This is a genomic window from Pseudomonas sp. NPDC087346 (genome assembly GCF_044744235.1).
Taxonomy (GTDB): domain Bacteria; phylum Pseudomonadota; class Gammaproteobacteria; order Pseudomonadales; family Pseudomonadaceae; genus Aquipseudomonas.
In genome coordinates, this window is the sequence record NZ_JBIUXX010000026.1 from 26819 (window position 1) to 52423 (window position 25605).

Annotated in this window: 26 protein-coding genes; 8 read left to right on the top strand and 18 right to left on the bottom strand. The window is 59.2% G+C overall.

All coding sequences use genetic code 11. The features are described 5' to 3' along the window. Positions 1–25: 25 nt before the first annotated feature. The 3 genes from ACIOZM_RS16770 to ACIOZM_RS16780 all read right to left on the bottom strand — a co-directional run bounded on the left by ACIOZM_RS16770 (position 26) and on the right by ACIOZM_RS16780 (position 2104). Positions 26–967: a rhodanese-related sulfurtransferase gene (locus ACIOZM_RS16770; RefSeq protein WP_401215850.1), complete on the bottom strand. Its 942-nt coding sequence runs from the start codon at positions 965–967 to the stop codon at positions 26–28. Positions 968–1270: 303 nt separating this feature from the next. Next, positions 1271–1570, bottom strand: a complete 300-nt coding sequence (locus tag ACIOZM_RS16775; protein WP_401215851.1) for a BolA family protein — start codon at positions 1568–1570, stop codon at positions 1271–1273. Positions 1571–1585: 15 nt separating this feature from the next. Then, positions 1586–2104 carry a DUF2059 domain-containing protein gene (locus ACIOZM_RS16780; protein WP_102354097.1) on the bottom strand — a complete coding sequence of 173 codons (519 nt, stop codon included), beginning with the start codon at positions 2102–2104 and terminating at the stop codon, positions 1586–1588. A gap of 193 nt (positions 2105–2297) precedes the next feature. Here ACIOZM_RS16780 and ACIOZM_RS16785 point away from each other — a divergent pair, with 193 nt between their 5' ends. Next, the gene (locus tag ACIOZM_RS16785; protein ID WP_401215853.1) at positions 2298–3692 is read left to right on the top strand and encodes a class II fumarate hydratase; all 1395 of its coding nucleotides are present in this window, start codon (positions 2298–2300) and stop codon (positions 3690–3692) included. A gap of 104 nt (positions 3693–3796) precedes the next feature. Here the strand turns inward: ACIOZM_RS16785 and ACIOZM_RS16790 are convergent, their stop codons facing one another. After that, positions 3797–4756: a DMT family transporter gene (locus ACIOZM_RS16790; protein ID WP_401215854.1), complete on the bottom strand. Its 960-nt coding sequence runs from the start codon at positions 4754–4756 to the stop codon at positions 3797–3799. Between the two features lie 208 nt (positions 4757–4964). On the opposite strand from ACIOZM_RS16790, the gene ACIOZM_RS16795 reads away from it, so the two are divergent. Further along, entirely contained in the window at positions 4965–5159 is a 195-nt protein-coding gene (locus tag ACIOZM_RS16795; RefSeq protein WP_401215855.1) for a DUF6316 family protein, read from the top strand. Positions 5160–5264: 105 nt separating this feature from the next. On the opposite strand, the gene ACIOZM_RS16800 is transcribed toward ACIOZM_RS16795, so the two are convergent. Together ACIOZM_RS16800 and pap are read right to left on the bottom strand one after the other, a co-directional pair. Next, on the bottom strand, positions 5265–6449 hold the full coding sequence (locus ACIOZM_RS16800; protein ID WP_401215856.1) for a thiolase family protein: 1185 nt from the start codon (positions 6447–6449) through the stop codon (positions 5265–5267). 103 nt (positions 6450–6552) lie between these two features. Further along, positions 6553–8067 (bottom strand): polyphosphate:AMP phosphotransferase, encoded by a 1515-nt coding sequence (gene pap, locus ACIOZM_RS16805; protein ID WP_401215858.1) that lies wholly within the window; start codon positions 8065–8067, stop codon positions 6553–6555. 150 nt (positions 8068–8217) lie between these two features. On the opposite strand from pap, the gene mnmC reads away from it, so the two are divergent. The 5 genes from mnmC (at position 8218) to ACIOZM_RS16830 (ending at position 15657) form a co-directional block, all read left to right on the top strand. Further along, a complete protein-coding gene (gene mnmC, locus ACIOZM_RS16810; RefSeq protein WP_401215859.1) occupies positions 8218–10197 on the top strand; it encodes a bifunctional tRNA (5-methylaminomethyl-2-thiouridine)(34)-methyltransferase MnmD/FAD-dependent 5-carboxymethylaminomethyl-2-thiouridine(34) oxidoreductase MnmC in 1980 nt (659 codons plus the stop codon). A gap of 149 nt (positions 10198–10346) precedes the next feature. Further along, a complete protein-coding gene (locus ACIOZM_RS16815) occupies positions 10347–12119 on the top strand; it encodes an N-acetylglutaminylglutamine amidotransferase (protein WP_401215861.1) in 1773 nt (590 codons plus the stop codon). 3 nt (positions 12120–12122) lie between these two features. After that, the gene (gene ngg / locus ACIOZM_RS16820; RefSeq protein WP_401215862.1) at positions 12123–13871 is read left to right on the top strand and encodes an N-acetylglutaminylglutamine synthetase; all 1749 of its coding nucleotides are present in this window, start codon (positions 12123–12125) and stop codon (positions 13869–13871) included. 166 nt (positions 13872–14037) lie between these two features. Next, on the top strand, positions 14038–15228 hold the full coding sequence (locus ACIOZM_RS16825; protein WP_401215864.1) for an osmoprotectant NAGGN system M42 family peptidase: 1191 nt from the start codon (positions 14038–14040) through the stop codon (positions 15226–15228). 201 nt (positions 15229–15429) lie between these two features. After that, a complete protein-coding gene (locus ACIOZM_RS16830; protein ID WP_003192759.1) occupies positions 15430–15657 on the top strand; it encodes a YheU family protein in 228 nt (75 codons plus the stop codon). A gap of 6 nt (positions 15658–15663) precedes the next feature. Here ACIOZM_RS16830 and csrA read toward each other — a convergent pair whose 3' ends face one another. From csrA to ACIOZM_RS16845, 3 genes are all read right to left on the bottom strand, one after another. Further along, entirely contained in the window at positions 15664–15849 is a 186-nt protein-coding gene (csrA, locus tag ACIOZM_RS16835) for a carbon storage regulator CsrA (RefSeq protein ID WP_401215865.1), read from the bottom strand. Positions 15850–15998: 149 nt separating this feature from the next. Continuing rightward, on the bottom strand, positions 15999–16331 hold the full coding sequence (locus tag ACIOZM_RS16840) for a YnfA family protein (RefSeq protein ID WP_401215866.1): 333 nt from the start codon (positions 16329–16331) through the stop codon (positions 15999–16001). 64 nt (positions 16332–16395) lie between these two features. Then, positions 16396–17211, bottom strand: coding sequence for an SDR family oxidoreductase (locus ACIOZM_RS16845; protein WP_401215868.1), 816 nt, complete (start codon positions 17209–17211; stop codon positions 16396–16398). A 322-nt stretch (positions 17212–17533) separates the two neighbouring features. On the opposite strand from ACIOZM_RS16845, the gene ACIOZM_RS16850 reads away from it, so the two are divergent. Continuing rightward, positions 17534–17692 (top strand): DUF3309 family protein, encoded by a 159-nt coding sequence (locus ACIOZM_RS16850; RefSeq protein ID WP_169432680.1) that lies wholly within the window; start codon positions 17534–17536, stop codon positions 17690–17692. A 72-nt stretch (positions 17693–17764) separates the two neighbouring features. Here ACIOZM_RS16850 and ACIOZM_RS16855 read toward each other — a convergent pair whose 3' ends face one another. The 9 genes from ACIOZM_RS16855 to ACIOZM_RS16895 form a co-directional block, all read right to left on the bottom strand. Further along, on the bottom strand, positions 17765–19858 hold the full coding sequence (locus tag ACIOZM_RS16855; protein WP_401215870.1) for an LTA synthase family protein: 2094 nt from the start codon (positions 19856–19858) through the stop codon (positions 17765–17767). Positions 19859–20173: 315 nt separating this feature from the next. After that, positions 20174–20779 (bottom strand): START domain-containing protein, encoded by a 606-nt coding sequence (locus ACIOZM_RS16860; RefSeq protein ID WP_401215872.1) that lies wholly within the window; start codon positions 20777–20779, stop codon positions 20174–20176. A 41-nt stretch (positions 20780–20820) separates the two neighbouring features. Next, complete coding sequence (locus tag ACIOZM_RS16865) at positions 20821–21075, bottom strand: YkgJ family cysteine cluster protein (protein ID WP_401215874.1); 255 nt, start codon at positions 21073–21075, stop codon at positions 20821–20823. Between the two features lie 165 nt (positions 21076–21240). Beyond that, positions 21241–21684 (bottom strand): translation initiation factor 2, encoded by a 444-nt coding sequence (locus tag ACIOZM_RS16870; RefSeq protein WP_401215876.1) that lies wholly within the window; start codon positions 21682–21684, stop codon positions 21241–21243. A gap of 77 nt (positions 21685–21761) precedes the next feature. Further along, the gene (locus ACIOZM_RS16875) at positions 21762–23201 is read right to left on the bottom strand and encodes a PLP-dependent aminotransferase family protein (protein ID WP_401215878.1); all 1440 of its coding nucleotides are present in this window, start codon (positions 23199–23201) and stop codon (positions 21762–21764) included. A 201-nt stretch (positions 23202–23402) separates the two neighbouring features. Continuing rightward, on the bottom strand, positions 23403–24215 hold the full coding sequence (locus tag ACIOZM_RS16880) for an OmpA family protein (protein ID WP_401215880.1): 813 nt from the start codon (positions 24213–24215) through the stop codon (positions 23403–23405). Next, positions 24212–24568, bottom strand: a complete 357-nt coding sequence (locus ACIOZM_RS16885; RefSeq protein WP_401215881.1) for a DUF4398 domain-containing protein — start codon at positions 24566–24568, stop codon at positions 24212–24214. Before ACIOZM_RS16885 ends, ACIOZM_RS16880 begins: the two co-directional genes overlap by 4 nt. 9 nt (positions 24569–24577) lie before the next feature. Beyond that, positions 24578–25408, bottom strand: coding sequence for a substrate-binding periplasmic protein (locus tag ACIOZM_RS16890; RefSeq protein WP_401215883.1), 831 nt, complete (start codon positions 25406–25408; stop codon positions 24578–24580). Positions 25409–25488: 80 nt separating this feature from the next. Next, a partial coding sequence (locus ACIOZM_RS16895) for an electron transfer flavoprotein subunit alpha (protein WP_401215965.1) occupies positions 25489–25605 on the bottom strand: 117 nt, incomplete at its 5' end.

The window sequence follows — 25605 nt, forward strand, 5'->3', positions numbered from 1 at the left end:
CATAGAGCAGGCGCGCAGACATGGTTCAGGCCTCGGAGGATGCTTGCTTATAGTTGTAGCCGATCGGGTGCGGCTGGTTGCGCGCCTTGGCCAGTTCGATCTGCTTCTGCCGATCAATGGCGCTACGGCGGGTTTTCTCGCTCAGCTTGTCCCAGCAATGCGGGCAACTGATGCCGGCCACGTAATGCTCAGAGGTGCGATCTTCAACGCTGACCGGTGTGCGGCAGGCATGACATTGATCGTAGTCGCCTTCGCTCAGGTCGTGACGCACGGTCACGCGGTTGTCGAACACAAAGCAGTCGCCCTGCCATTTGGTCTCTTCCTGCGGCACCTCTTCGAGGTACTTCAGAATGCCACCCTTGAGGTGGTAAACCTCTTCGTAGCCTTCGGTGAGCATGTAGCTCGATGCCTTCTCACAACGAATGCCGCCGGTGCAGAACATCGCGACTTTCTTGTGCACGGCCGGGTTGAAGTGGGCTTTGATGTAATCGGGGAATTCGCGAAAACTGGTGGTTTTCGGATCAATGGCGCCTTCGAAGGTGCCAATCGACACTTCGTAATCGTTGCGCGTGTCGATCAACAGCACTTCCGGGTCGCTGATCAACGCGTTCCAGTCTTGCGGATCAACGTAGGTGCCGACCTTTTTGTTCGGGTCCACGCCTTCGACGCCGAGGGTGACGATCTCTTTCTTGAGCTTGACCTTGGTGCGGTAGAACGGCTGATCGTCGCAATACGATTCTTTGTGATCGATGTCGATCATGCGCGGGTCGTTCTTCAGCCAGGCCAGCAGGCCGTCAATGCCTTCGCGGGTGCCGGAAACCGTGCCGTTGATGCCTTCTTCGGCGATCAGCAAGGTGCCTTTGATGTCGTTGTCGACCATCGCTTGCAGCAATGGCTCGCGCAGGGCGACGTAATCTTCGAGGGTGACGAACTTATACAGTGCCGCCACGACAATCGGTTGTGTCATGGGTGTTTCTCCAGGTGGCTACCCTCGTAAAGGGTGAACCGGATACGAAAAAAAACGCGCCGGGTTAGCGGCGCGTTGCGGATTCTAGCAAAAACACGACGGTTTTAGGATCTGTCGAAACTCTGTGGCGAGGGGATTTATCCCCGTTCGGCTGCGCAGCAGTCGTAAACCCGGTAACTGAGGTTCAACTGGAGAAAAGGGATTGAAGGGTTTTGGGGCTACTTCGTAGCCCAACGGGGATAAATCCCCTCACCACCACAGCCCCTCACCCAATACCCTCACTACAAAAAGCCGGCAGATCTATCAGTGCTTGCTACCGCCGGCACAGGTCGGCGACGCCGGGGCGGCGCCGATCTCTGCCCATTCCTGCGGGGTGTAGGTGTGCAGCGCCAACGCATGGAACTCGCCCATCAGCTCGCCGAGCGTGCCGTAGACTTTCTGGTGGCGCTTGACCCGGTTCAAGCCGTCGAACTGCGCGCTGACCACCACAGCCTTGTAGTGGGTCTGTAACCCGCGACTGTGCATGTGGCTTTCATCCAGCACTTGCAGATGCTCGGGCTGTAACAGGCCCAGCGTCGATTCGATGCGTTGTTGCATGGTCATACCGAACTCCGCTGATTACTTCTTCTTGGCCGGAGCTGCGCCTTTCGGAGCCAGCTCATTGGTCATGTCATCCAACAGTTTGTTGACGACAGGCACTGCGCTTTCCAGCTTGGCCTGGGTCATCTGGGCCGATTGCTGAGTCAGCTGCGGCATTTTTTCCAGGACTTTCTTGCCCAGTGGCGACTGGTAGAACGCGACCAGGTCTTTCAGCTCGGATTCGCTGAAGTTGCTGGTGTAGAGCTTGACCATGTCAGGCTTGAGCTTGTTCCAGCCAATGGCCTGGTCCAGCGCAGCGTTGGCCTTGGCCTGGTAGGTTTCCAGTACGGCTTTCTTGGCTTCCGGGGCTTTGGTCTGTTCAAAACGCTGGGCAAACATCTGCTGCACTTGCATGTACACCGGAGTGCCCAGTTTGTCAGCGTGTGCCAGGGTCAGGAAAGCTTCGGCACTGGCGTTGTGGCTGGCGGTATCGGCAAGCACCTGGCCGCTGGCGCAAACCAGTGCAACCGCGGTGCAGATGGCACGAAGACGAGTCATCGAGTTTCCTTTTCTAGCAGGCGAGGTAAAACCCCAAGGGGGGCCATTCTGCGCCTAAAAATCGCTGCGGCTCAACCCCCGGGCCTTGCGGCGCTTGATTGACCGGGTTTTACCGGTCAACAATCGGGTTGATGGAACCACCTGGGCCGAACCGGGCCTAAACTGCGCAAACAGACCAACAGGAGTGTGCACGATGAGCCGTATCGAAACCGACAGCCTGGGCCAGATCGAGGTCCCGGACGACGCTTACTGGGGTGCTCAGACGCAACGCTCGCTGATCAACTTCGCCATTGGTCAGGAACGCATGCCGCTGCCGGTGCTGCATGCCCTGGCCCTGATCAAGAAAGCCGCCGCCCGGGTCAACGACCGCAACGGCGATCTGCCCGCCGACATCGCCCGCCTGATCGAACAGTCTGCCGACGAAGTCCTCGACGGCCAACACGACGACCAGTTTCCACTGGTGGTCTGGCAGACCGGCAGCGGCACCCAGAGCAACATGAACGTCAATGAAGTGATCGCCGGCCGCGCCAACGAACTGGCCGGTAACCCACGCGGCGGCAAGACGCCGGTGCACCCGAACGATCACGTCAACCGCTCGCAGAGTTCCAACGACTGCTTCCCCACGGCCATGAGCATCGCCACCGCCCGCGCCGTGCAGGAACAACTGCTGCCGGCGATTGCCGAGCTGTCCGGCGGCCTCGCCGAACTGGCCGCCCGCCACATGAAACTGGTGAAGACCGGCCGCACGCACATGATGGACGCCACGCCGATCACCTTCGGACAGGAAGTGTCCGGGTTTATAGCGCAACTGGATTACGCCGAGCGGGCGATTCGCGCCTCATTGCCAGCCGTTTGCGAACTGGCACAGGGCGGCACCGCAGTCGGCACCGGGCTGAATTCGCCGCATGGTTTTGGCGAGGCGATTGCCGCTGAACTGGCGGCGCTGTCGGGCCTGCCTTTCGTCACTGCGCCGAACAAATTCGCCGCACTGGCCGGGCACGAACCGCTGACCACCCTCTCCGGCGCATTGAAAACCCTGGCCGTGGCGCTGATGAAAATCGCCAACGACCTGCGCCTGCTCGGCTCCGGCCCGCGCGCAGGTTTTGCCGAAGTACGCCTGCCAGCCAACGAGCCGGGCAGTTCGATCATGCCCGGCAAGGTCAACCCGACCCAGTGCGAAGCGCTGTCGATGCTCGCCTGCCAAGTGCTGGGCAATGACGTGACGATCGGCATCGCCGCGAGTCAGGGTCACTTGCAGCTGAACGTGTTCAAACCGGTGATCATCCACAACCTGCTGCAATCGATCCGCCTGCTCGGCGATGGTTGCAGCAACTTCCAGCAGCATTGCATCGCCGGGCTCGAACCGGATGCGCAGGTCATGGCCCAGCATCTGGAGCGTGGCTTGATGCTGGTGACGGCGTTGAATCCGCATATCGGTTACGACAAGTCGGCGGAAATCGCCAAGAAGGCTTACGGCGAAGGGCTGACCTTGCGTGAGGCGGCGCTGGAGCTGGGTTATCTGACCGATGAAGAGTTCGATGCGTGGGTTCGACCAGAGAATATGACCGAGGCTGGCGCCAAGGGCTGATATCTTTAGCACCTTAAAGTCAGCCATCGCGAGCAGGCTCACTCCTACAAGGGATCGCATTTCCCTGTGGGAGTGAGCCTGCTCGCGATGAACGATAACGCGGTCTAACTGGCAACCACCCGTGCCCGTCGCGCCTTGAGCCCGGCAATCAACGAAGGCCCCAACGCCACCAGCGCCGAACCCAACACCACCAGCACCGCCCCGCCATACCCCAGACCATTGATCTGCTCGGCATGCACATAATCCGGCCAGACTTCGGCCGCAATCGCTACCGCGCCAAAAGTCACCAACGGCGTAATCGCCAACGTCGCACTGACCCGCGACGCCTCCCAATGCGCCAGCGCCTCGGCAAATGCGCCATAGGCAATCAAGGTGTTCATGCAGCACGCCAGCAGCAACCAGCCCTGCAACGGACTCAACTCCAACGCTTCCAGCGGATGCACCCACGGCGTCAGCAACAGCGCGCAGAACAGGTAGATCACCATCATCACCTGCAGCGAATTCCACACCGTCAGTAATTGCTTCTGCCCCAGCGCGTAAAACGCCCAGACCGTCGAACCCAACAGCACCAGCAGTACGCCAGCGGTGTAGTCCGACAGCGAGGTCAGCAACTCCGCCAGACGCTGATTGAAAAACAGCACGAAACCGATCAACAGCACCGCGAGGCCGACACCCTGACCGATGCTGAAACGCTCCTTGAACACAAACACACTGGCGATCAGCAACATGATCGGCCCGGTCTGCACCACCAGTTGCGCGGTGCCGGGGCTGAGCAACTGCAAGCCCATCAGATACAAAACGTAGTTGCCGACCAGACCGAGTACCGCCATCAGCACCAGCCAGCCTCCCTTGGGTCCAAGCACCTTGCGGCTCGGCAAACGCCTGGCCAACGACAGATAGATAAACAGGCAGCCACCGGCAACCATCAGGCGATACCAGGTGACCGTGAACGGGTCCATCACCTGCAACACCTGCTTGAGTTTGATCGGCAAGATTCCCCAGAGAAACGCGGTCAGCAGCGCGAGGAACAATCCATACACCCAGCGCCCGGAAGATATGTGCATGTGAACCCCAAAAGCCTGCTGACAAGAGCGCTCATTCTAGGCGCAGAGGCTGATGCGACACAGGGACAGTTCAGGCCAGGCCGCGAATGAAACTGTGCAGGTCGCAACGGTTTATTGGCGCACTGCCGTTGATCGGCTGGCAGGGCACGCCAAGTGCTTCAGGCATAAGCTGATCGAACTCATTCATGGCCTTTTCAGGAGACTTGCCATGTTAGCCATGCGCGCCCAGGACGCGGCCCCCGCCACGCACTTTCGCAGTGATCGAATTTGCCGGGTCAATGGAGATCTGTATTTCAGCACGCGAGAAAACACCCTTGAAGGGCCGTTCGACAGTGCCGAGACCGCTGAGCAAGAGATCAAGGCCTACATTGCGCGGATGCAACTGCTCGATTCCCGCCCTTGAATAGTGTTGATACCAATCGCCAGCAGGCTGGCTCCCACAGGTTTTTGTGCTGAACACCAAACCTGTGGGAGCCAGCTATTGGACTGACAACAAACTTCTCAGGGCTTAACGCACCGCCTCAAACAACCCGGTCGCGCCCATCCCGCCACCCACGCACATGGTCACGATGCCATAACGCAGATTGCGCCGTTGCAGCTCACGCACCAGATGCCCGACCTGCCGCGACCCGGTCATGCCGAACGGGTGACCAATGGAAATCGAACCGCCATTGACGTTGTACTTCGCGTTATCGATTTCCAGCCGATCACGGCTGTACAGACACTGCGACGCGAACGCCTCGTTCAGTTCCCACAAATCGATATCCGCCACTTGCAAACCCTTGGCCTTGAGCAGTTTCGGCACCGAGAACACCGGGCCGATGCCCATCTCATCGGGCTCGCAACCGGCCACGGTGAAACCACGGAAAAACGCTTTCGGCTTGAGCCCCAGTTGCAGGGCTTTTTCCAGGCTCATCACCAGCGTCATCGAGGCGCCGTCGGACAGTTGTGACGAGTTGCCAGCAGTCACTGAGCCATCTTCAGCAAACACCGGTTTCAACCCGGCAAGACTTTCGTAAGTGGTGTCCGGGCGGTTGCAGTCATCGTGATCGACGATGCCGTCGAGAATCTGCACCTCGCCGGTGTTCTTGTCTTCAACGCGGTACTTCACTGACATCGGCACGATTTCGTCAGCAAACAGCCCCGCCGCTTGTGCCTGCGCGGTGCGTTGCTGACTTTGCAGGGAGTAACGATCCTGCGCTTCACGGCTGACGCCATAACGCCGCGCGACGACTTCGGCGGTCTGGCCCATCGTGTAATAGATGCCCGGCGATTGTTGTTTAAGCAAAGGGTTGATCAGGTGGTCGGTATTGACGCTTTTCATCGTCAGGCTGATCGATTCGACGCCGCCGGCAACAATGATGTCGCTGCAACCCGAGGCGATCTGGTTCGCGGCAATCGCAATCGCCTGCAACCCGGAAGAACAGAAACGGTTGAGGGTCATCCCGGCAACGCCAGTGCCCAACTGCGAGAGCACCGCGACGTTGCGGCCGATGTTGTAGCCCTGCGCGCCTTCGTTGGAGCCGGCACCGACGATGCAATCCTCGACGCTGGCCGGGTCGATGTCGTTGCGCGACAGCAGCGCGTTGACGCAATGCGCCGCCATGTCGTCAGGGCGGGTCTGGTTGAACTTGCCGCGAAAGGATTTGGCCAGGCCGGTCCGTACGCTGTCGACGATCACCACTTCACGCATGGCATACCTCATTGTTGTTATCGGTTGAGAGTGGACTCGAGCATAAGTCCACCCCGGCGCCGACCGCGACAATCATTCACCTCGCGTATGCGGGTCCATCGGCTCAGCTCTTGTGTTTTTTCTCGTGCTTGTCGGAACGCTCGAAAGCCTCTTCGAGTGCGCGATTGATTGTGCGCAACACTTTGACCCGGGCCCAGCGTTTGTCATTGGCCTCGACCAGCGTCCACGGGGAAATTTCGGTGCTGGTGCGATCAACCATGTCGCCCACTGCCGTGCGATAAACGTCCCACTTTTCACGGTTGCGCCAGTCGTCCTCGGTGATCTTGAAGCGCTTGAACGGGATTTCCTCGCGCTCCTGAAAGCGCTCCATTTGCGTGTCCTTGTCGATTGCCAGCCAGAACTTGACGACGATTACCCCGGCATCAGCGATCTGCTCTTCAAAGTCGTTGATTTCGCTGTAGGCGCGCATCCAGTCCGCCGGGCTGCAGAAGCCTTCGACCCGCTCCACCAGCACCCGGCCATACCAGGAACGGTCGAATACGGTGAACTTGCCCCGCGCCGGAATGTGCCGCCAGAACCGCCACAAGTATGGCTGCGCGCGCTCTTCTTCGGTCGGCGCGGCAATCGGCACGATGTTGTACTGGCGCGGATCAAGCGCGGCGGCGACACGGCGGATCGCCCCGCCCTTGCCTGCCGCATCGTTACCTTCGAATACCGCCACCAGCGCATGTCGACGCATGCGTTTGTCACGCATCAACCCCGACAGACGCGCCTGCTCGGTGATCAATTGCTCTTCGTAGTCTTTCTTGTCCAGACGCCGGGTCAGGTCGAGACTGTCGAGCAGGTTCAACTGATCGACCGCCACGCCCAGCGGCGCAGCGGTGACATCGTGCGTCTGGATGCTCTGGCGTTTCAGCGCACTTTGCAGGCCTTCGAGCAAAATCTTGCCGACCGCCAGACTGCGATAAGGGGCGTCCACACCTTCGATCACGTGCCACGGCGCATAGTCGCGGCTGGTGCGGCGCAACACGCGCTCGCCGTACTTGACGAACTTGTCGTAGGTCTCCGATTGCTGCCAGTCCAGCGGGCTGATGCGCCAGCTGTGCAGCGGGTCATCGGCCAGAGCCTTGAGCCGTGCCTTCATCTGTTTCTTGGAGAGGTGAAACCAGAACTTGAAGATCAGCGCGCCTTCATCGCAAAGCATCTTTTCCAGACGCTCGGCGGCGTTGATCGCCTGATCCAGACGCGGGTCCTTGAACAGTCCGTGCACCCGACCCTGCAACATCTGGCTGTACCAGTTACCGAAGAAAATCCCCATCCGCCCCTTGGCCGGCAACATCCGCCAGTAACGCCATGCCGGTGGCCGCGCCAGCTCTTCATCGGTCTGCTGGTCGAAGGTGCGCACTTCGATCAGGCGCGGGTCCATCCACTCGTTGAGCAGCTTGACGGTCTCGCCCTTGCCCGCGCCCTCGATGCCGTTGATCAAAATGATCACCGGAAAACGCTTTTGTTGCTGCAACTCGAACTGAGCTTCAAGCAGCGCTTCACGCAGAGCGGGCACGGCAGCTTCGTAAGTGTCTTTGTCGACGGCGTGACCGATTTCAGCGGATTCGAACATGGGACAGCTCCTTACAGGGTTCAGCAAGACTAGCGGATGATCGCGATTTTTTGGCATTTTCCACGACATGCCCGGCCACCACCTTGCCATGGATCAAGCGCCCCCTGCGCGATCGGCTAGAATGGCCGCCTTGCCGTTGCCGAGCCTGCCATGAAACCTGTAATGCCCCACGCCCAACTCGACTGGGATGATCAGGGACGCCCGCATTCGCGGGTGTTCGATGACGTGTATTTTTCCGACAAGTCGGGCCTCGATGAAACCCGCTACGTGTTCCTCGAACAGAACCGTCTGGCCGAGCGTTTTGCCGCGTTGCCAGCGGATGGACGACTAGTGATCGGCGAAACCGGCTTCGGCACCGGGCTGAATTTTCTCTGCGCCTGGCAGTTGTTCGAACAACACGCGGTGGTGGGTGCGCGGCTGCATTTCGTCAGCGTCGAAAAGTACCCGCTCAGCCCCGCCGATCTGCAACGGGCACTGGCGCTCTGGCCGGATCTCAAGCCATTATCCGATCAGTTGCTCACGCACTATGTGGCAATTCATCAGGGTTTTCAGCGCATCACCTTGGCCAACGGTCGAGTGACGCTGACGTTGATGATCGGCGATGCACTGGAACAACTGCCGCAACTCGACGCGCAGATCGACGCGTGGTTCCTCGACGGTTTTGCCCCGGCGAAAAACCCCGACATGTGGACCGCCGAACTGTTCGTCGAACTGGCGCGACTGGCCGCGCCCGGCTCGACCATCAGCACCTTCACCAGCACCGGTTGGGTGCGGCGCTTGCTCAACGCCGCCGGGTTCAAGATGAAGCGCACGCCGGGCATCGGTCACAAGTGGGAAATCCTGCGCGGCGAGTTTCTCGGCTGGCCACAGGATGTCGCGCCACCGGTCCCGGCCAAACCTTGGTTCGCCCGTCCTGCACCGTTGACCGGTGAACGTCGGGCGCTGGTGATCGGTGCAGGTCTGGCCGGTTGCGCCAGCGCCGCTAGCCTCGCTGCTCGCGGTTGGCAGGTCAGTTTGCTGGAACGGCATGACGCCGTGGCCCGCGAAGCGTCGGGTAATCCGCAAGGCGTGCTTTATCTGAAGTTGTCCGCGCACGGCACAACGCTTTCGCAAATGATCGTCAGCGGTTTCGGCTACACCCGACGTCTGCTGGAGTCCCTGCAACGTGGCACGGATTGGGAAGATTGCGGCGTGCTGCAACTGGCGTTCAATGCCAAGGAAGCCGAGCGTCAGGCGCAACTGGCCGAGGCGTTCCCGGAAGATCTGGTGCACTGGCTCGATCAGCCGCAAGCCGAAGTGCAGGCCGGCATCGCTCTGGCCCATGGCGGTTTGTTCTACCCCGAAGGGGGTTGGGTGCATCCGCCAGCACTGTGTCAGGCACAAGCTGCACAACCGAATATCACCCTGCTGCAACATCACGATGTGCTGCAATTGCGCAAGGTCGATGATCAATGGCAGGCGTTCGACGGTGAACGTCTGCTCGCCGCCGCCCCGGTGGTGGTGCTGGCCGGTGCCGCCGAGATTCAGCGTTTTGCGCAGAGTGCCGACTTGCCCCTCAAGCGCATTCGCGGACAGATCACCTGCTTGTCCGAAACCGAGCAAAGTCAGGCGCTGCGCACCGTGGTGTGTGCCGAAGGTTATGTCGCCCCGGCCCGTTTGGGTGAGCACACGCTGGGTGCCAGTTTCGACTTCAACAGTGAAGACCTGACGCCGACCACCGCCGAACATCTGGGCAATCTGGCAATGCTCGAAGAAATCTCCCACGACCTGGTCTCACGCCTGAATATCAGCGAGCAGGACCCCGAACAGCTTGAGGGGCGCGCCGCGTTCCGTTGCACCAGCCCGGATTATTTGCCGATTGTCGGTCCGTTGGCCGACCGCGAAGCCTTCGATCAGGCCTATGCGGCGCTGAGCAAAGACGCGCGACAGGTTCCAGACATCGAATGCCCGTGGCTCGACGGTTTATACGTCAACAGCGGCCACGGCTCACGCGGGCTGATCACCGCGCCGCTGTCCGGCGAACTGCTCGCGGCATGGCTGGAGAACGAGCCATTGCCGCTGCCCAGAAGCGTGGCCGAAGCCTGCCATCCCAATCGTTTCGCCTTGCGCAGGTTAATCCGCGGCAAGTAACAAACGGCGAATGGCCACTGGTCAGCCGCCGGCCCTTATAACTTATCGTTCTAAAACTCCCACAACTGCACCGGGTCAGTTTCAGAGTACCGGCCATTTTGGCCGGCACCGATTGACCCCTCCCCAACGGAAAAACCGGTAAGGACTTTATGTGCGGATTAGCTGGCGAGTTACGTTTTGATCATCAACCTGCAGACCTTGCAGCCATTGAGCGAATCACCCATCACCTGGCCCCTCGCGGCCCCGACGCGTGGGGTTTCCATGCCCAAGGGCCGATTGCCCTGGGCCATCGTCGCCTGAAAATCATGGACCTGTCGGACGGCTCGGCGCAGCCGATGATCGACAGTCAACTGGGCTTGTCCCTGGCCTTCAACGGCGCGATCTACAACTTCCCGGAACTGCGTGCCGAACTCGAAGCGCTGGGCTACGCCTTCTATTCCGGTGGCGACACCGAAGTGCTGCTCAAGGGTTATCACGCCTGGGGCGAAGCGTTGCTGCCGAAACTCAATGGCATGTTTGCCTTCGCCATCTGGGAGCGTGACGCGCAGCGTCTGTTTATCGCCCGTGACCGACTCGGTGTGAAGCCGCTGTACCTGTCGCGCACTGGTCAGCGTTTGCGTTTTGCCTCGGCATTGCCGGCGCTGCTCAAGGGTGGCGATATCAACCCGATTCTCGACCCGGTGGCACTCAATCATTACCTGAACTTCCACGCCGTGGTTCCGGCGCCGCGCACGCTACTGGCCGGCATCGAAAAACTGCCGCCAGCGACCTGGATGCGTATCGAAGCCGATGGCCGCACCGAACAGAAAACCTGGTGGACGCTGCCCTATGGCCCACACGAGGATGAGAAAAATCTGACCCTCGAAGACTGGCGTGACCGCGTCCTCGACAGCACCCGCGAAGCCGTGGCCATTCGTCAACGTGCGGCGGTGGATGTTGGCGTGCTGCTTTCGGGTGGCGTCGATTCGAGCATGCTCGTTGGCTTGTTGCGTGAAGTCGGCGTGGAGAATCTCTCGACCTTCTCCATCGGTTTTAAGGATGCCGGCGGCGAGCGCGGAGACGAGTTTCAGTATTCCGATCTGATCGCCAAACACTACGGCACTCAGCATCACCAACTGCGCATCGACGAAAAAGAGATCATCGAGCAGTTGCCCGCAGCGTTCCGCGCAATGAGCGAGCCGATGGTCAGCCATGACTGCATCGCCTTCTATCTGTTGTCCCGCGAAGTGGCCAAGCACTGCAAAGTGGTGCAAAGCGGCCAAGGCGCCGACGAGTTGTTCGCCGGTTATCACTGGTACCCGCAAGTGGACGGCGCGGCCGATCCGTACGCGGCGTATCGCGAGGCGTTTTTCGACCGCAGCTACGACGACTACGCCGCCACCGTGCAGCCGAAATGGCTGACGGCCAATGACGCTGCCGGCGACTTCGTTAAGGAACATTTCGCACAACCCGGCGCCAATGCGGCGGTCGACAAAGCCCTGCGTCTGGACAGCACGGTGATGCTGGTGGACGACCCGGTCAAACGCGTCGACAACATGACCATGGCCTGGGGCCTGGAAGCGCGCACGCCGTTTCTCGACTATCGACTGGTTGAACTGTCGGCGCGGGTGCCGGGCAAGTTCAAGCTGCCCGATGGCGGCAAACAGGTTCTGAAAGAAGCTGCACGCATGGTCATCCCGAGCGAAGTGATCGACCGCAAGAAAGGCTATTTCCCGGTGCCCGGCCTCAAGCATTTGCAGGGCGACACGCTGAACTGGGTGCGTGATCTGCTGCTCGACCCGAGCCAGGATCGCGGCCTGTTCAACCCGGCGATGCTCGACAAACTGCTGACCGATCCGCAAGGCCAATTGACCCCGTTGCGCGGCTCGAAGCTGTGGCAACTGGCGGCACTGAACCTGTGGCTCAGCGAACAAGGAATCTGATTGATGAAACCCCACGCCACGGCTTACAGCCAACGCTTGTTGCGCGGTCAGACACCTTCGTATGAACGCTTGCAGGCGCGGCTCGCCGAAGACGGCAGCCAGCTCGCAACCGATCCCATCGCCGTGCATTGCGGCTGGGGGCGGTTGTTGATCGGCCACACCTTTCCTGACCCGGCGAGCCTTGCGCAAGAGCTGCTCAACGAGCAACCGGGCGAGCGCGACATCGCGCTGTACGTCGCCGCTCCGCAGCAAATTCTCGGCCTCGAACCGACGCTGCTGTTTCTCGATCCGTCTGACACGCTGCGTCTGTGGTTCAGCGATTACCGGCAGGCGACCCGAGTGTTTCGCGGTTTCCGTATCCGCCGGGCGCAGAGCGAAGCGGACTGGCAGGCAATCAATAACCTGTATCAGGCGCGCGGCATGCTGCCGATTGATGCCACATTGCTCACGCCGCACCATCAGGGCGGTCCGGTTTATTGGCTGGCGGAGGACGAAGACAGCGGTGCGGTGATCGGCAGCGTCATGGGCCTGAATCATCACAAGGCGTTCAACGATCCGGAAAACGGCAGCAGCCTCTGGTGCCTGGCGGTTGATCCGCAGTGTTCGCGTCCGGGGGTTGGCGAAGTGCTCGTGCGTCATTTGATTGAGCACTTCATGAGTCGCGGTTTGAGCTATCTCGATTTGTCGGTGTTGCATGACAACCGGCAAGCAAAAAGCCTCTACGCCAAACTCGGTTTCCGCAATCTCTCGACCTTCGCCATCAAGCGCAAAAACGGCATCAATCAGACGCTGTTCCTCGGCCCGGGGCCGGAAGCCAACTTCAATCCGTACGCGCGGATCATTGTCGAAGAGGCTCATCGACGCGGTATTGATGTGCAGGTGGATGACGCCGATGCGGGTTTGTTCACCCTCAGTCATGGCGGACGCCGGGTGCGTTGCCGTGAATCCCTGAGCGATCTGACCAGCGCCATCAGCATGACGTTGTGCCAGGACAAAAGCCTGACGCACAAGGTGCTCAAGACCGCAGGTTTGAAGTTGCCGTCGCAGCAACTGGCCGCCAACGCCGACGACAATCTGGCATTCCTCGATGAGCATCAACGAGTCGTGGTCAAGCCGCTGGACGGCGAGCAAGGCCAGGGCGTCGCAGTGGACTTGCAGAGCATCGAAGAGGTGCAGCAAGCCATCGACGCGGCTAAGCAATTTGACAGTCGCGTGCTGCTGGAGAGTTTCCACGAAGGGCTGGATCTACGGATTCTGGTGATCGGATTTGAGGTGGTCGCGGCGGCAATTCGTCGTCCGGCGGAAGTGGTTGGCGACGGTCAGCACTCGATCGGCGCGTTGATCGAAGCGCAGAGCCGTCGTCGGCAAGCGGCTACCAGCGGCGAAAGCAAAATCCCGCTGGATCACGAAACCCAGCGCACTTTGCATGCGGCCGGTTATGACTACAGCAGCATTCTGGCGGCTGGCGAGCATCTGTTCGTGCGGCGCACCGCCAATCTGCACACCGGTGGCACGCTGGAGGATGTGACGGCGATTCTGCATCCGACACTGGTCGATGCTGCCGTGCGCGCGGCCCGGGCGCTGGATATTCCGATGGTCGGCCTCGATCTGATGGTGCCGGCGGCGGATCAACCGGAGTACGTATTTATCGAAGCCAACGAACGCGCCGGGTTGGCCAACCATGAACCGCAGCCGACGGCAGAGCGGTTTGTGGATTTGTTGTTTCCGCACAGTCAGCCGGCTGTTTCTTGAATATGTAGTGCCTGATCCGGCCCCATCGCGGGCAAGCCCGCTCCCACAGTTATTGGGTACGCCTCTGATCCTGTGGGAGCTGGCTTGCCAGCGATGAGGCCCTGACAGCTACCATCAAATGCCCCTCATCGAAACCATCGATGCGCTCAACTCATCAGGAGTTTCCATGAACAGTCAATTTCCCGAACCGGATCTCAACTACCTGCAAAAAGTCCTGCTGGAAATGCTCGCCATTCCCAGCCCCACCGGGTTCACCGACACCATCGTGCGCTACGTCGCCGAGCGTCTGGAGGAACTCGGCATTCCCTTCGAAATGACCCGACGCGGCACCATCCGCGCCACGCTCAAGGGCAAGAAGAACAGCCCCGACCGAGCTGTCTCGGCGCACCTCGATACCATCGGGGCCGCCGTGTGTGCAGTCAAAGACAACGGGCGTCTGACCCTCGCCCCGGTTGGCTGTTGGTCCAGCCGTTTTGCCGAGGGTAGCCGCGTCAGCCTGTTCACCGACAACGGCGTGATTCGTGGCAGCGTGCTGCCGCTGATGGCCTCGGGGCACGCATTCAATACAGCGGTGGACGAGATGCCGATCAGTTGGGATCACGTCGAACTGCGCCTCGACGCCTATTGCGCGACCAAGGCCGATTGCGATTCGCTGGGGATCAGCGTCGGTGATGTGGTGGCCTTCGATCCGTTGCCGGAGTTCACTGAAAGCGGGCATATCAGCGCTCGCCATCTAGACGACAAGGCCGGGGTCGCCGCGTTGCTGGCGTCACTCAAAGCCATCGTCGACAGCGGTCAGGAACTGATGATCGATTGCCATCCGCTGTTCACCATCACCGAGGAAACCGGAAGCGGTGCAGCGGCGGCGTTGCCTTGGGATGTCAGTGAGTTTGTCGGCATCGACATCGCACCGGTCGCACCGGGCCAGCACTCCAGCGAGCACGCGGTAAGCGTGGCGATGCAGGATTCCGGCGGACCGTACGACTATCACCTGTCGCGGCACTTGCTGCGGCTGGCCGGTGAAAACGAACTGCCGGTGCGCCGGGACATGTTCCGTTATTACTACAGCGACGCGCATTCGGCGGTGACCGCCGGGCACGATATCCGCACCGCCCTGCTGGCTTTCGGCTGCGATGCGACCCATGGTTATGAGCGCACGCACATCGACAGCCTCGCAGCGCTGAGTCGCTTGCTGTGTGCCTACATCCTGAGTCCGCCAGTGTTTGCCAGCGATGCGGCGCCGGCCAATGCTTCGCTGGATCGATTCAGTCATCAGATCGAGCACGAGACGCAGATGGAAAGCGATACACGGGTGCCTTCGGTGGACAGTCTGGTCGGGCAGCGGTCGGATAGCTGATTCAGATTGAGTTGTGACATGACGGGCCTCATCGCTGGCAAGCCAGCTCCCACAGGTTTTGGGGTGGAACACAATATTGTGTAAACCATTAAACCTTGTGGGAGCTGGCTTGCCAGCGAAGGGGCCGGTACGACCAACACAAAACTGGCAGGCAACCGGCAATCGCCGTAGCATCCCGACATTGATTTAGCCGAGGTGCCCATGCTGATTCCCTACGACGCCCTTGAAGTCGACACCCTCACCCGCCTGATCGAGGATTTCGTCACTCGCGATGGTACCGACAACGGTGATGACACGCCGCTGGAAACCCGCGTACTGCGCGTGCGTCAGGCGCTGACCAAAGGCCAGGCACTGATCGTCTTTGACCCGGAAAGCGAGCAATGCCAGTTGATGCTGAAGCACGATGTGCCCAAGCATCTATTCGACTGACCAGCCTCAACGACCCTTGGCGCTGGCCTGTTTGCGCTGGATTCTTTCGTAGACCTCGGCACGGTGCACGTTGACCTGCTGAGGGGCTTCGACGCCAAAGCGCACGCTCGACCCGTTGACCGACAGCACGCGCAGGGTGATGTCGTCACCGATGGAAATCAATTCGCCGACAACACGACTGAGTACAAGCATTGAGTTCGTCCTTCAAGGTTGATCAGCCTTGAAGATGCACCGCGCCCGAGCGCACCACAATGCGCGCCGGGCAATTCAGTCTTGCCCTACAACGCCCATCGATTTGCCTGTCAGACGCTTCCTGCAAATCGGCGCAGAAAGCTCACAGATCACGCTGCCGAAAACTTCGGCCCGAACAAAATGATGCTGGCACCGATCACGCACAATGCCACGCCGATCCAGTCCGAGCCCAGCGGGCGAATGCGCTCCACCACGGCCAGCCAGCCAATCGACGCAACGATATAGATGCCGCCATAAGCCGCATAGGCGCGGCCCGCGTAAGTCGCTTCGACGCGGGTCAACAGCAGCGCGAACAAGGTCAGACTGAGCAGCGCCGGGATCACCCACAAGGCACTTTTACCTTGGCGCAGCCACATCCAGAATGCAAAACAACCGGCGATTTCGAACAATGCCGCGAGGAAAAACCACAAGTAATTGAGCATGTGCGAAGTCTCGTCAGGGTGAAGATGGCGGCCACCCTAACGATGCACTACTTCGCAGGCAAGTTCAGCCGTTGGTTTGCTTGGCCTTGGCGCGCATTTTTTCCGCCATGGAGGTCATTTCGTTGTACAGCAGTTGCGGGTTTTTCTGCTTGATCGCCCAGGCCATGCGACCTTGTTCGTGCGGCAAGATCATGAACTCGCCTGCGGCGACTTGCTGGTAAATGTAGTCGGCGATGTCCGCCGCAGTAATCGGCGAACTCTCCAGCAACTTGCCGACCTGAGCCTTCATTGCCGGAGTCGGGCCACGGAACGAGTCGAGCAGGTTGGTCTGGAAGAATGACGGGCAAACCACATGCACACCGACTTCCTGTTGCGCCAGTTCGATCAGCAGGCTTTCCGACAACGCCACCACGCCAGCCTTGGCCACGTTGTAATTGCTCATCGCCGGGCCTTGCATCAGTGCGGCCATCGACGCGATGTTGATGATCTTGCCTTTGCTTTGCTCCAGCAACGGCAGGAACGCCTTGCAGCCTTTGACCACGCCCATCAGGTTGATTGCGATCTGCCAGTCCCAGTCTTCCAGCGACAGTTCGCTGAAGAACCCGCCAGAGGCCACACCAGCGTTATTGACGATGATGTCGATACCGCCGAGCTTCTCTTCGCAGGCCTGGGCGAATGCAGTCAGTTGACTGTAGTCGCGCACGTCGCAGCGCTGGATAAAGCCGTCACCGCCCGCCTCGCGCACCAGTTTCAGGGTTTCCACCAGACCGGGTTCGCTGACATCCGACAGGGCCAGTTGCCAGCCTTCACGCGCCCAGCGCAGCGCGATTTCGCGACCCAGGCCAGAGCCCGCACCAGTGATCATCATGCGATTTTGCATAGCAGACAGCCTTGTTGTTCTGGGGAAGATGCGCGGAGTGTAGCGAAGGATCAGCAGCGACCCACGCTCCATCAGATTGCTGAATGCAAGATCAAAAGATCGCAGCCTTCGGCAGCTCCTACACCGATTCCTGTAGGAGCCGCCGAAGGCTGCGATCTTTTGATCTTTTGCTTTAAAGGAAATAAGCGAACGATCCAAATACATTAAAAAAACATTGAATTTTCTTTCAAGCGCACCAGTCGGAACTTGTAAGCAGTCTGGATTTACTTAGTGTCCAGCCGCCATCAAACACCAAGACTTCTCGAACACTACCCACAAGGAAATCGACATGGGCACAATTCTTATAATCATCCTGATCCTGTTGCTGATCGGTGGTCTGCCGGTCTTCCCGCACTCTAGAAGTTGGGGTTACGGTCCATCGGGCATTATCGGCGTGGTATTGGTCGTGCTCCTGGTGCTGTTGTTACTCGGTCGGATATAACGATTCAAGCGTAAAAAAAAGAGGCCCTTTTCAGGGCCTCTTTTTTATTGCGTACAGCTTATTGCAGAACTATCAGTCCGGCTTGCCGTTGACTACACCAGCAGTGTTGTCCATCAGGCTCTTGGTCGCCGTTTGCAGGAATGCTTCAAGCTTGAGTTTCAGTTCAGCAGTACGCGGTGCGTCCGGAATGATCTCGGCTGAAGGATTCGCGCCCAGTTGGTACTGGTAGATCTTCGGCGCCATTTCTTTCTCTTTCGGCAGCACCAGAATCTGGTCAGCCGTGACAATGGCGGTGGTCTGCTCGCTACCCGAAGGCTTGATCACACCGAAACCGGTGTCGCCAGCCGGCAGGTTGAGCAGGTCACGACCCCAGCATTGATGACGCACTTCGCCACCCAGACGACCCATGATGGTCGGCACGATATCGATCTGCGTACCCACGGTGTGGTCACGCTGGCCGAATTTCTCCTGGATGCCCGGTGCGATCATCAGCATCGGTACGTTGAAGCGACCCAGGTCCATTTCGGTGATCTGACGCTCGTTGCCGAAACCGTGGTCGCCAACGATCACGAACAGAGTTTCCTTGAAGTACGGCTCTTTTCGCGCCTTCTCGAAGAACTGACCCAGTGCCCAGTCGGCGTAGCGCATGGCGGTCAAGTGTTCGTTGAGGCTGCCACGATCAGTCACGCGCTCGACCGGCAATGGCGTCGGCAAGGCGTATGGCGTGTGGTTGGACAGGGTTTGCAGCAGCGCGTAGAACGGCTTGCCGTTTTCCCGTGCCTTCAGCTCCACCAGACCACGGTCGAACATGTCCTGGTCGGACACACCCCAGGTCGGATCGGAGAACACCGGGTTGACGAAGTCATTACGGCCAACGAAGTTGGTCATGCCCTGGTTGCTGAAGAAGCCCGACTGGTTGTCCCAGGCGAAATCACCGTTGTAGACGTAAACGTCGTCATATTTGCGCGCGCTCAGCAGTTGCGGCAAACCGGACAACTTGTGGCTGCCTTCCGGGGTCTGCATCAGGTATTCGAAACCTGGCAGGTTCGGGAAGCAGGCCATCGTGGCGAACATACCCTGGTGGGTGTGGGTGCCGTTGGAGAAGAAGCGGTCGAACAGCAGGCCTTCCTTCGACAGTTTGTCGAGGTATGGCGTGATGTTGCCCGGTGCGCCCAATGCGCCCACCGAGTGACCGGCCATGCTTTCCATCAGGATCACGACAACGTTCTTGATCGGCAGGGTCTTGTCGGCTGGCGGCGTGTAGTCACGACGCACAGCGGCAATATCGGCATCAACCAGTTTGTCGTCCGGCATCACCAGCATTTCACGCACGATTTTCTGTGCTTCAGCTTCCGGCAGTGTGGCTTTCCAGATGTTGTTGCGATCTTCGCCCATCCGGTCTTTCGCCGCGGAGATCAGCGACAACGTGCCGTTGAGGCCCAACTGGTTGGCGAAGTTCGAATCGGTGGTGTAGACGTCGCCCCAACGCAGTGGAGGACCCTGACGCAGGGTGCCACGAGCGGCAACCACACAGATCAGCAGACACACCACGAACACCGCAAGGCGCGCATACCATGGCGCAATCTGACGGGTGCTGACATTGCCGCCACTGAACGGCCCGCGAGGACGCGTTGCACGGTCGGCGCCTTTGAACGCCAGTGTCAGGATCACGGTGCCCACGGCCCAGGCCAGCAGATAACGCACCACCGGGAAACCGTACCAGAGCATGCTCATCACGGTTTTCGGGTCTTCTTTCACGTACTGAAACACCAGACCGTTGAGGCGCTGGTGGAACTCGCGATAGAAGTCCATCTCCATCAGGCCGAGGAACAGCGCGATGCTCGACGCAATGCTCAGCCAGAGGCGGAAGAATCCACGCGCCGCCATCGCTCGGGCACTGAACAGTGCCAGCACCAGCGGAACGCAGACGTAAACCACCAGGCGCAGGTCGAACCGCAGGCCGTTGGCGAAGGCTTCGAGGAAAGTCGAGGCCGGGGTATCGAGGATCATCTCGCGGTTGTAGACCAGCAGCGCGAGGCGCAGCACGGAAAACATCACCATCATGACCAGCGCGCACAGCAGCGTGTAGGCCAGATGCGATTTGACGGTCGGTTGCAGCAGGCGACTTGAAGATCGCTGCTGATTCAGGGCGTCCGGGTTTGCCATGTCGTTTTAGGACCCATTGGAAGTTGAAGTTGCAAAAATACAGCTGCGCCCTGCCCTCTATTGGCCATTCCAGGCCCCGGGGCGTGCGCGGTGCGCAAATGTTGCACGATCAACGGCACCATTGCCATTGATTACTGCCCGCAGCCTGACTCTTTCATTTCAAGCCAGCGCCATACCGGGACAGGGTGCAAACAGCGCGGGCGAATTGTCTGGAACACTTTGTGAAAATTTCGTGCAACGCATATCTGGAAACACAAAATAGCTACAAAACAAAACGCCCCGAATGATCGGGGCGTTTGGCTGGAGACGCGCTGATTACTTCTCGGCGCGCGCTTTCAGTTCTTTCAGGGTATTGAACGGCGCATCAACGACAAACTTGTTGGCAACCATCGCCGGTACGCTGCCACCTGGCTCGGTGTGCACCTGGTAAGTCACTTCTACCTGATCGCCTTTAGGGACGAACTTCCAGAAACCAGTGACCTGAGCAACGCGCACGAAGCCCTTTTCTTCCGGAATATAGGTTGGAACACCTTTCAGGTTGCGGGTCAGGCTGCCGTCGGCGCCTTCTACGGTAGTGACCTGCAGCACCGAGTCACGTGGGGTTACTGGCCACGGTGTATTGAACTGGGTATAGGTCCAGCTCTGGTCACCTTCATGCTTGAGCAGTTTTTGCATCTTGCATTCGTGAATCCAGGAGCAGGCACCGGCAACGTCTTCCTGCAAGGCCTTGAGTTTGGCGACGGTGGTTTTCATCATCGTCACGCCTTGATAGGACTTGTAGTCCGAACCCGGCACTTCGCTCAGCGAGACTTTGATGCCGTCCTCATTCTTGGCGACCTTCCAGTCTTCAGCCTGAGCCACCGAAGTAGCCAGCACGGCAGTCAAACCACACAACACAGCGATACGATGCAGCGAACCCATAGTCTTATTCCTTATTGTTGAAGTTCCGTTCGTTTGACACATCACGCCGCCGTCATCTGCTCCCACCAGCCAATCAGCTTGATCGCTTCTTGCTGGCTGCTGCCACAGACTTCCACATCGGCGGAGAAATCCGAGCAGACCGCCGGGCGCTCCGGCTGGCCGAAAATGCTGCACAGGTTTTCGACCGAGAGCTGCACGCAACGTTCGCCCGCAGGTTTGCCTTGCGGCATACCGGGAATCGGTGAACTGATGGAAGGGGCAATACAACAGGCGCCACAGCCTTCTCGGCATTTCATGACGACGAGTTCCTCGCGACGGGCAATGTGTTAAAGGGACGCGGAACAGAGTAACCGCTAAAACGGTTGTTTCAAATTCCTTGAGCGGGGTTTTTACGCACAAACCAATGTGACTGACCAGTCTCCGACAAAGCGTCTGCCCTGCGGGTCACCGATGGATTGAATTTACTGCTTGAATTCGAAATCCAGCGCTGCGCCTTCAACTTCACGACGTTCTTCGTTACGCAATTGAAGCTGCATTTCATTGCTGAGCAGACGCCCGTTGAGCTGGAAGCCGCTGTCTTTTTCGCCAAACATCTGCGGCAGGATCGCCTCACGCTTAGGCAAAGGCACGGCGCCGACCGGCTTCAACTCCTGGACCATGTCCTTGGGCAGGCTCAGATCAAGCTTTGCCGCAGGCAGTTTGGTTTTGGCAACTTCTTTGGCGGACTTCGACTTGGAGGCGACGGGTGCACGCTTCTTTACCGGAGCCGCTTTCTTGCTCACGGCTGGTTTTTTTGCAGTGGCTGTAGCGGTCGGTTTTTGCTGATCGGTTGCCGCCATGACAGCAGGAGCATGACCGATCATCAGCAGGCAGAGCAAAACCCAGGCAGGAAAAATCGCTTTCATGGAACCACGACACTAACGGCAGAGGGCCATATGCTCGCCTGTTGAGCGTCGTATGACAAGCTTGGTTCGCATCTCGTTCAGAAACCGCTGGCTGTTTCCTGACACAGTTGGGTGGCCAGCAGACCGAGGGTCATCAGCGCCCGCTCCGCCTCGCGATTCCACGGAATGCCGCAGTTCAGCCGAATACAGTGGTTGAACTGCTCGGTATTACTGAAGATCAGCCCCGGCGCGATACTGATGCCCTGTTGCAAGGCACGGACATGCAATTCCTGGGTATTGACCCTGCCCGGCAGACTCACCCAAAGAATGAAACCGCCCGTGGGCCGGGTCATTTGCGTGCCTTCGGGGAAGTACTGCTGCACCGCCAATTGAAAGGCGCTGAGGTTTTTTCGGTATTCCTGGCGGATGTACCGCAAATGCCGGTCATAACCGCCATTTTCCAGATAAGCGGCAATGGCCATTTGCGTGACGCTACACGCTGAATGCGTGGTGAAGGTCTGCAAGCGCTGGATTTCCTGCTGATACTTGCCGGCAATCATCCAGCCGATGCGCACACCCGGCGACAGGGTCTTGGAGAAACTCGAGCAATAGATCACCCGGTCCAGTCGGTCGTATGCCTTGAGTGCCTTGGTCTTGCCTTGCTCGAACATCAGTTCGCCATAGATATCGTCTTCGATTATCTGGATATCGAAGTCCGAGGCCAGGCGCAGCAATTGTTTTTGCCGCTCTTCGGGCATGGTGCCGCCCAGCGGATTGCTCAGGCGGGTGGTCAGCACCAAGGCCTTGATCGACCACTGGTTGGCTGCCAGTTGCAACGCTTCCAGGCTCATGCCGGTCGCCGGGTCGCTGGGGATCTCGATGACTTTCAAGCCGAGCAAGTCGGCCAATTGCAGCAGGCCGTAATAGGTCGGCGATTCGGCGGCGATCAGATCGCCGGGACGAGTCAGCACCCGCAGCGACATCTGCAAGGCATCGACGCAACCGTGGGTGATGACCACTTCCGAAGGATCGACCACCACGCCGGCATCACGCATGCGAATAGCCACTTGCCGGCGCAACGGTTCAAAACCCGGGCTGAACATGTAGCTGAACGCCCGCGGACTATGGAAACGGGTGACTTTGGCCAATTGCTGATGCAGAGCGCGCACCGGCAAATACTCGACGCTGGGCACCGCTGCGCCCAATGGGAAAACCCCTTCGCGGCGCGATTCGACCAACACTTGCTGAATGATGCTGCTGCGGGTGACCAGGCCTGGTCGCTCGACCCGGGCAATGTCCGGCGTCGGCGCCGTCAGTGCCGGCGTCTGGTGCACGTAATAACCCGACTGCGGGCGTGCACGGATCAGCCCCTGATCCTCGAGATTGGCGTAAGCCTGCAACACCGTCGCATGGCTGACGTTGAGCTGCGAACTCATCTTGCGCACCGAAGGCACGCGCTCCCCCGGTTGATAGACACCACGGCGGATGTCCTCGGCCAGTTGCTGAGCAATACGTTGGTAGAGCAAGAGATTGGTCATGACGCAGCACTCGATTTCACGGGCGTTTTATTCTTGTGTGAAACAATACCGGAACAGTTTAGAAGTGTACTGGGACAGTTGCCACTTTAGTCAACCATACAGTGCATTGTCAGTCGCAACTGTATTGATTTGCGATGCAATCGACAGACATAAAAAAGCCCGGCGCTGCATGACAGCCCGGGCTTTCCAGAGACGCAGCCCTCAGCGGGCGGCGCCGAGCTGGCCTTTTTCGTCGGAGAAAACAATTTCCACTCGACGGTTCTGTGCACGCCCGCGCTCGGAAGCATTGGCGTCCACCGGGTATTCATCGCCGTAACCTTCGACCTGAATGCGTTTGTCCTCGATGCCCAGATCCATCAGCACATCGGCCACCGCTTGCGCACGGTCGCGGGACAGTTTGAGGTTGTCCTGCTTGCCGCCGGTGCTGTCGGTGTAACCCTCGATGCGCACGACACGCTTGGGGTTGAGTTGCAGGAACTGCACGATTTTCAGGACCACGCGGTTGGCCGAGTTCTTCAATTCCGCTTCGCCGGTGTCGAACAATACGTCGCCGAGGGTCATCACCAGACCGCGATCAGTCTGCGTGGTGGCCAACGCAACAATCTGCTCTTCGAGCCACTTACCCTGCTGCTGAACGCTGAGCAGTTTCGACTCGCGCAGGGCAAGTTGCAGGCGCTGACGCTCCAGTTCCAGCTTGGCTGCACTTTCTTCGTTAAGTACCTGTTTGGTGTGCTCACGGGCGATTTCACTGTAACGCTGGCTCAGGTATGCGTAATGCGCCACGTCCCAGCCGCTGCCCCAATAAGTCGACAGACGATCGGCACGGGCCAGGGATTCACCGGCACGAATCACGTCTTTGGGCGCGATGCGCAACACGTTGGAGTCTTCTTTCACTGCCTGAAAATCAGTACTCGCCTGTTGCAATGCAGCTTCGCTGTGTTGACCGGCGCAGCCATAAAGGCTGGCGCAACCGGCGAGAATCAAACCGCCCAGGGCTTTGGACTTGAGGCTCATTGGGCATCTCCCAGCTGCTTGCGCAGACGGACGATGCGGGTATTGAGCACCTTCAACTGTTCTTCACTCTTGAGGGTCAGCACTTTGGCTTCCGCCAGACGTGCGTCCAGTTCGGACTGCTCGGCACGCATGCGGGCGTTCTTGAACGACTCGTCGGCCATGTTGCCTTGGGCCCGTTTGAACTTGTCTTCGGCCAGCTTCATTTCCGGCACTTCATCAGCAGTCGCACCGACAGCCTTGGCTTGTTCGATGGCTTGCTCGGTCAGGCGCATTTGTTCATTCGGCGCCGGATCGTTGGCGCAACCGGCCAGGGCCAGAACGGCCATGGCCGCGAAAAGAGGTCGAATACTCACTAAGAATCCCTACTGTTTTGGGGCACTGACAGGTTGCGGTTGTTGCTGCTGCGCCTTCCAGCGCTCGATATTGCGTTGCAGCGCGGCTTCCGTCAGTCCGGACGCGGGCAATTCTGTCATCTTTTTGGCCAACTGTCCGCGCAACCACGGATCGTTACAGGCCGAGTTATGCGAAACCGCGAGGAACAACCCCGGGCGATCGATCGGCTGCTCAAATGCCAACAAGTCGCTGACCATGCCCAGCGCCTGCGCGGCTGCCATGCCCGAGTAGCGACCGGCGAGTACATATTCCACTTCACCCAGAAGCAATTTCTGAAAGGCCTGGGTCAGGTTTGCTGTCCGGGTGAGGGTCAGATTCTGCTCGGCAAAGGTGCCGAATTCCTGGGTCATTCGAGACTTTTCCGACACGGCACCGCTGTGGCCGTGCAAGTCTTTGGCTTCGCTGTAGACCAGCGTCGAGCCTTTGCGCGTCCACACCAGATAATCGTTTTCCAGTAACGGCGGGTAGATGTAGTCGAGGTTTTCCAGCTCATTGAAGGTCAACGGCGCATCGGCCAGCATGTCGATGCGCCCGCTGCGAACCTCATCCAGTGCCTGAGAGCGCTTGCCTGCGTAGAGCAATTCGACCTTGATGCCCAAATCCTTGGCCACTTGCTGCAACAGATCGGCACTGGCGCCGATCAGTTGTTTGGGATTCTGCGGGTCTTGCCAAAGGTACGGCGGCGCGTCGGGACTGCCGGTGACGACCAGGCGCTCGCACTTGCCTGCGGCCATGGACAATCCCGGCAACAGCGCAAACCCCAACACTAACAAGCTGCCCAAGCGGCGGCGCAGATCCATGGCAAAACACTCCACTCAAATCCGAGACAAAAAAAAAGCCCGACCAAAAGGCCGGGCTCTTTATAAGTGAAGCTGCCGGTTTAGACCAGCTTCTCCAGCTCGGGTACTGCTTCGAACAGATCCGCCACCAGACCGTAATCGGCCACCTGGAAGATCGGCGCTTCTTCGTCCTTGTTGATCGCAACGATCTCTTTGGA

Bases quoted from the DNA above. Each gene is read 5' to 3' on its own strand.
- ACIOZM_RS16770 (WP_401215850.1), bottom strand. From the start codon at position 967: ATGACACAACCGATTGTCGTGGCGGCACTGTATAAGTTCGTCACCCTC.
- ACIOZM_RS16775 (WP_401215851.1), bottom strand. From the start codon at position 1,570: ATGACCATGCAACAACGCATCGAATCGACGCTGGGCCTGTTACAGCCC.
- ACIOZM_RS16780 (WP_102354097.1), bottom strand. From the start codon at position 2,104: ATGACTCGTCTTCGTGCCATCTGCACCGCGGTTGCACTGGTTTGCGCC.
- ACIOZM_RS16785 (WP_401215853.1), top strand. From the start codon at position 2,298: ATGAGCCGTATCGAAACCGACAGCCTGGGCCAGATCGAGGTCCCGGAC.
- ACIOZM_RS16790 (WP_401215854.1), bottom strand. From the start codon at position 4,756: ATGCACATATCTTCCGGGCGCTGGGTGTATGGATTGTTCCTCGCGCTG.
- ACIOZM_RS16795 (WP_401215855.1), top strand. From the start codon at position 4,965: ATGTTAGCCATGCGCGCCCAGGACGCGGCCCCCGCCACGCACTTTCGC.
- ACIOZM_RS16800 (WP_401215856.1), bottom strand. From the start codon at position 6,449: ATGCGTGAAGTGGTGATCGTCGACAGCGTACGGACCGGCCTGGCCAAA.
- pap (WP_401215858.1), bottom strand. From the start codon at position 8,067: ATGTTCGAATCCGCTGAAATCGGTCACGCCGTCGACAAAGACACTTAC.
- mnmC (WP_401215859.1), top strand. From the start codon at position 8,218: ATGAAACCTGTAATGCCCCACGCCCAACTCGACTGGGATGATCAGGGA.
- ACIOZM_RS16815 (WP_401215861.1), top strand. From the start codon at position 10,347: ATGTGCGGATTAGCTGGCGAGTTACGTTTTGATCATCAACCTGCAGAC.
- ngg (WP_401215862.1), top strand. From the start codon at position 12,123: ATGAAACCCCACGCCACGGCTTACAGCCAACGCTTGTTGCGCGGTCAG.
- ACIOZM_RS16825 (WP_401215864.1), top strand. From the start codon at position 14,038: ATGAACAGTCAATTTCCCGAACCGGATCTCAACTACCTGCAAAAAGTC.
- ACIOZM_RS16830 (WP_003192759.1), top strand. From the start codon at position 15,430: ATGCTGATTCCCTACGACGCCCTTGAAGTCGACACCCTCACCCGCCTG.
- csrA (WP_401215865.1), bottom strand. From the start codon at position 15,849: ATGCTTGTACTCAGTCGTGTTGTCGGCGAATTGATTTCCATCGGTGAC.
- ACIOZM_RS16840 (WP_401215866.1), bottom strand. From the start codon at position 16,331: ATGCTCAATTACTTGTGGTTTTTCCTCGCGGCATTGTTCGAAATCGCC.
- ACIOZM_RS16845 (WP_401215868.1), bottom strand. From the start codon at position 17,211: ATGCAAAATCGCATGATGATCACTGGTGCGGGCTCTGGCCTGGGTCGC.
- ACIOZM_RS16855 (WP_401215870.1), bottom strand. From the start codon at position 19,858: ATGGCAAACCCGGACGCCCTGAATCAGCAGCGATCTTCAAGTCGCCTG.
- ACIOZM_RS16860 (WP_401215872.1), bottom strand. From the start codon at position 20,779: ATGGGTTCGCTGCATCGTATCGCTGTGTTGTGTGGTTTGACTGCCGTG.
- ACIOZM_RS16865 (WP_401215874.1), bottom strand. From the start codon at position 21,075: ATGAAATGCCGAGAAGGCTGTGGCGCCTGTTGTATTGCCCCTTCCATC.
- ACIOZM_RS16870 (WP_401215876.1), bottom strand. From the start codon at position 21,684: ATGAAAGCGATTTTTCCTGCCTGGGTTTTGCTCTGCCTGCTGATGATC.
- ACIOZM_RS16875 (WP_401215878.1), bottom strand. From the start codon at position 23,201: ATGACCAATCTCTTGCTCTACCAACGTATTGCTCAGCAACTGGCCGAG.
- ACIOZM_RS16880 (WP_401215880.1), bottom strand. From the start codon at position 24,215: ATGAGCCTCAAGTCCAAAGCCCTGGGCGGTTTGATTCTCGCCGGTTGC.
- ACIOZM_RS16890 (WP_401215883.1), bottom strand. From the start codon at position 25,408: ATGGATCTGCGCCGCCGCTTGGGCAGCTTGTTAGTGTTGGGGTTTGCG.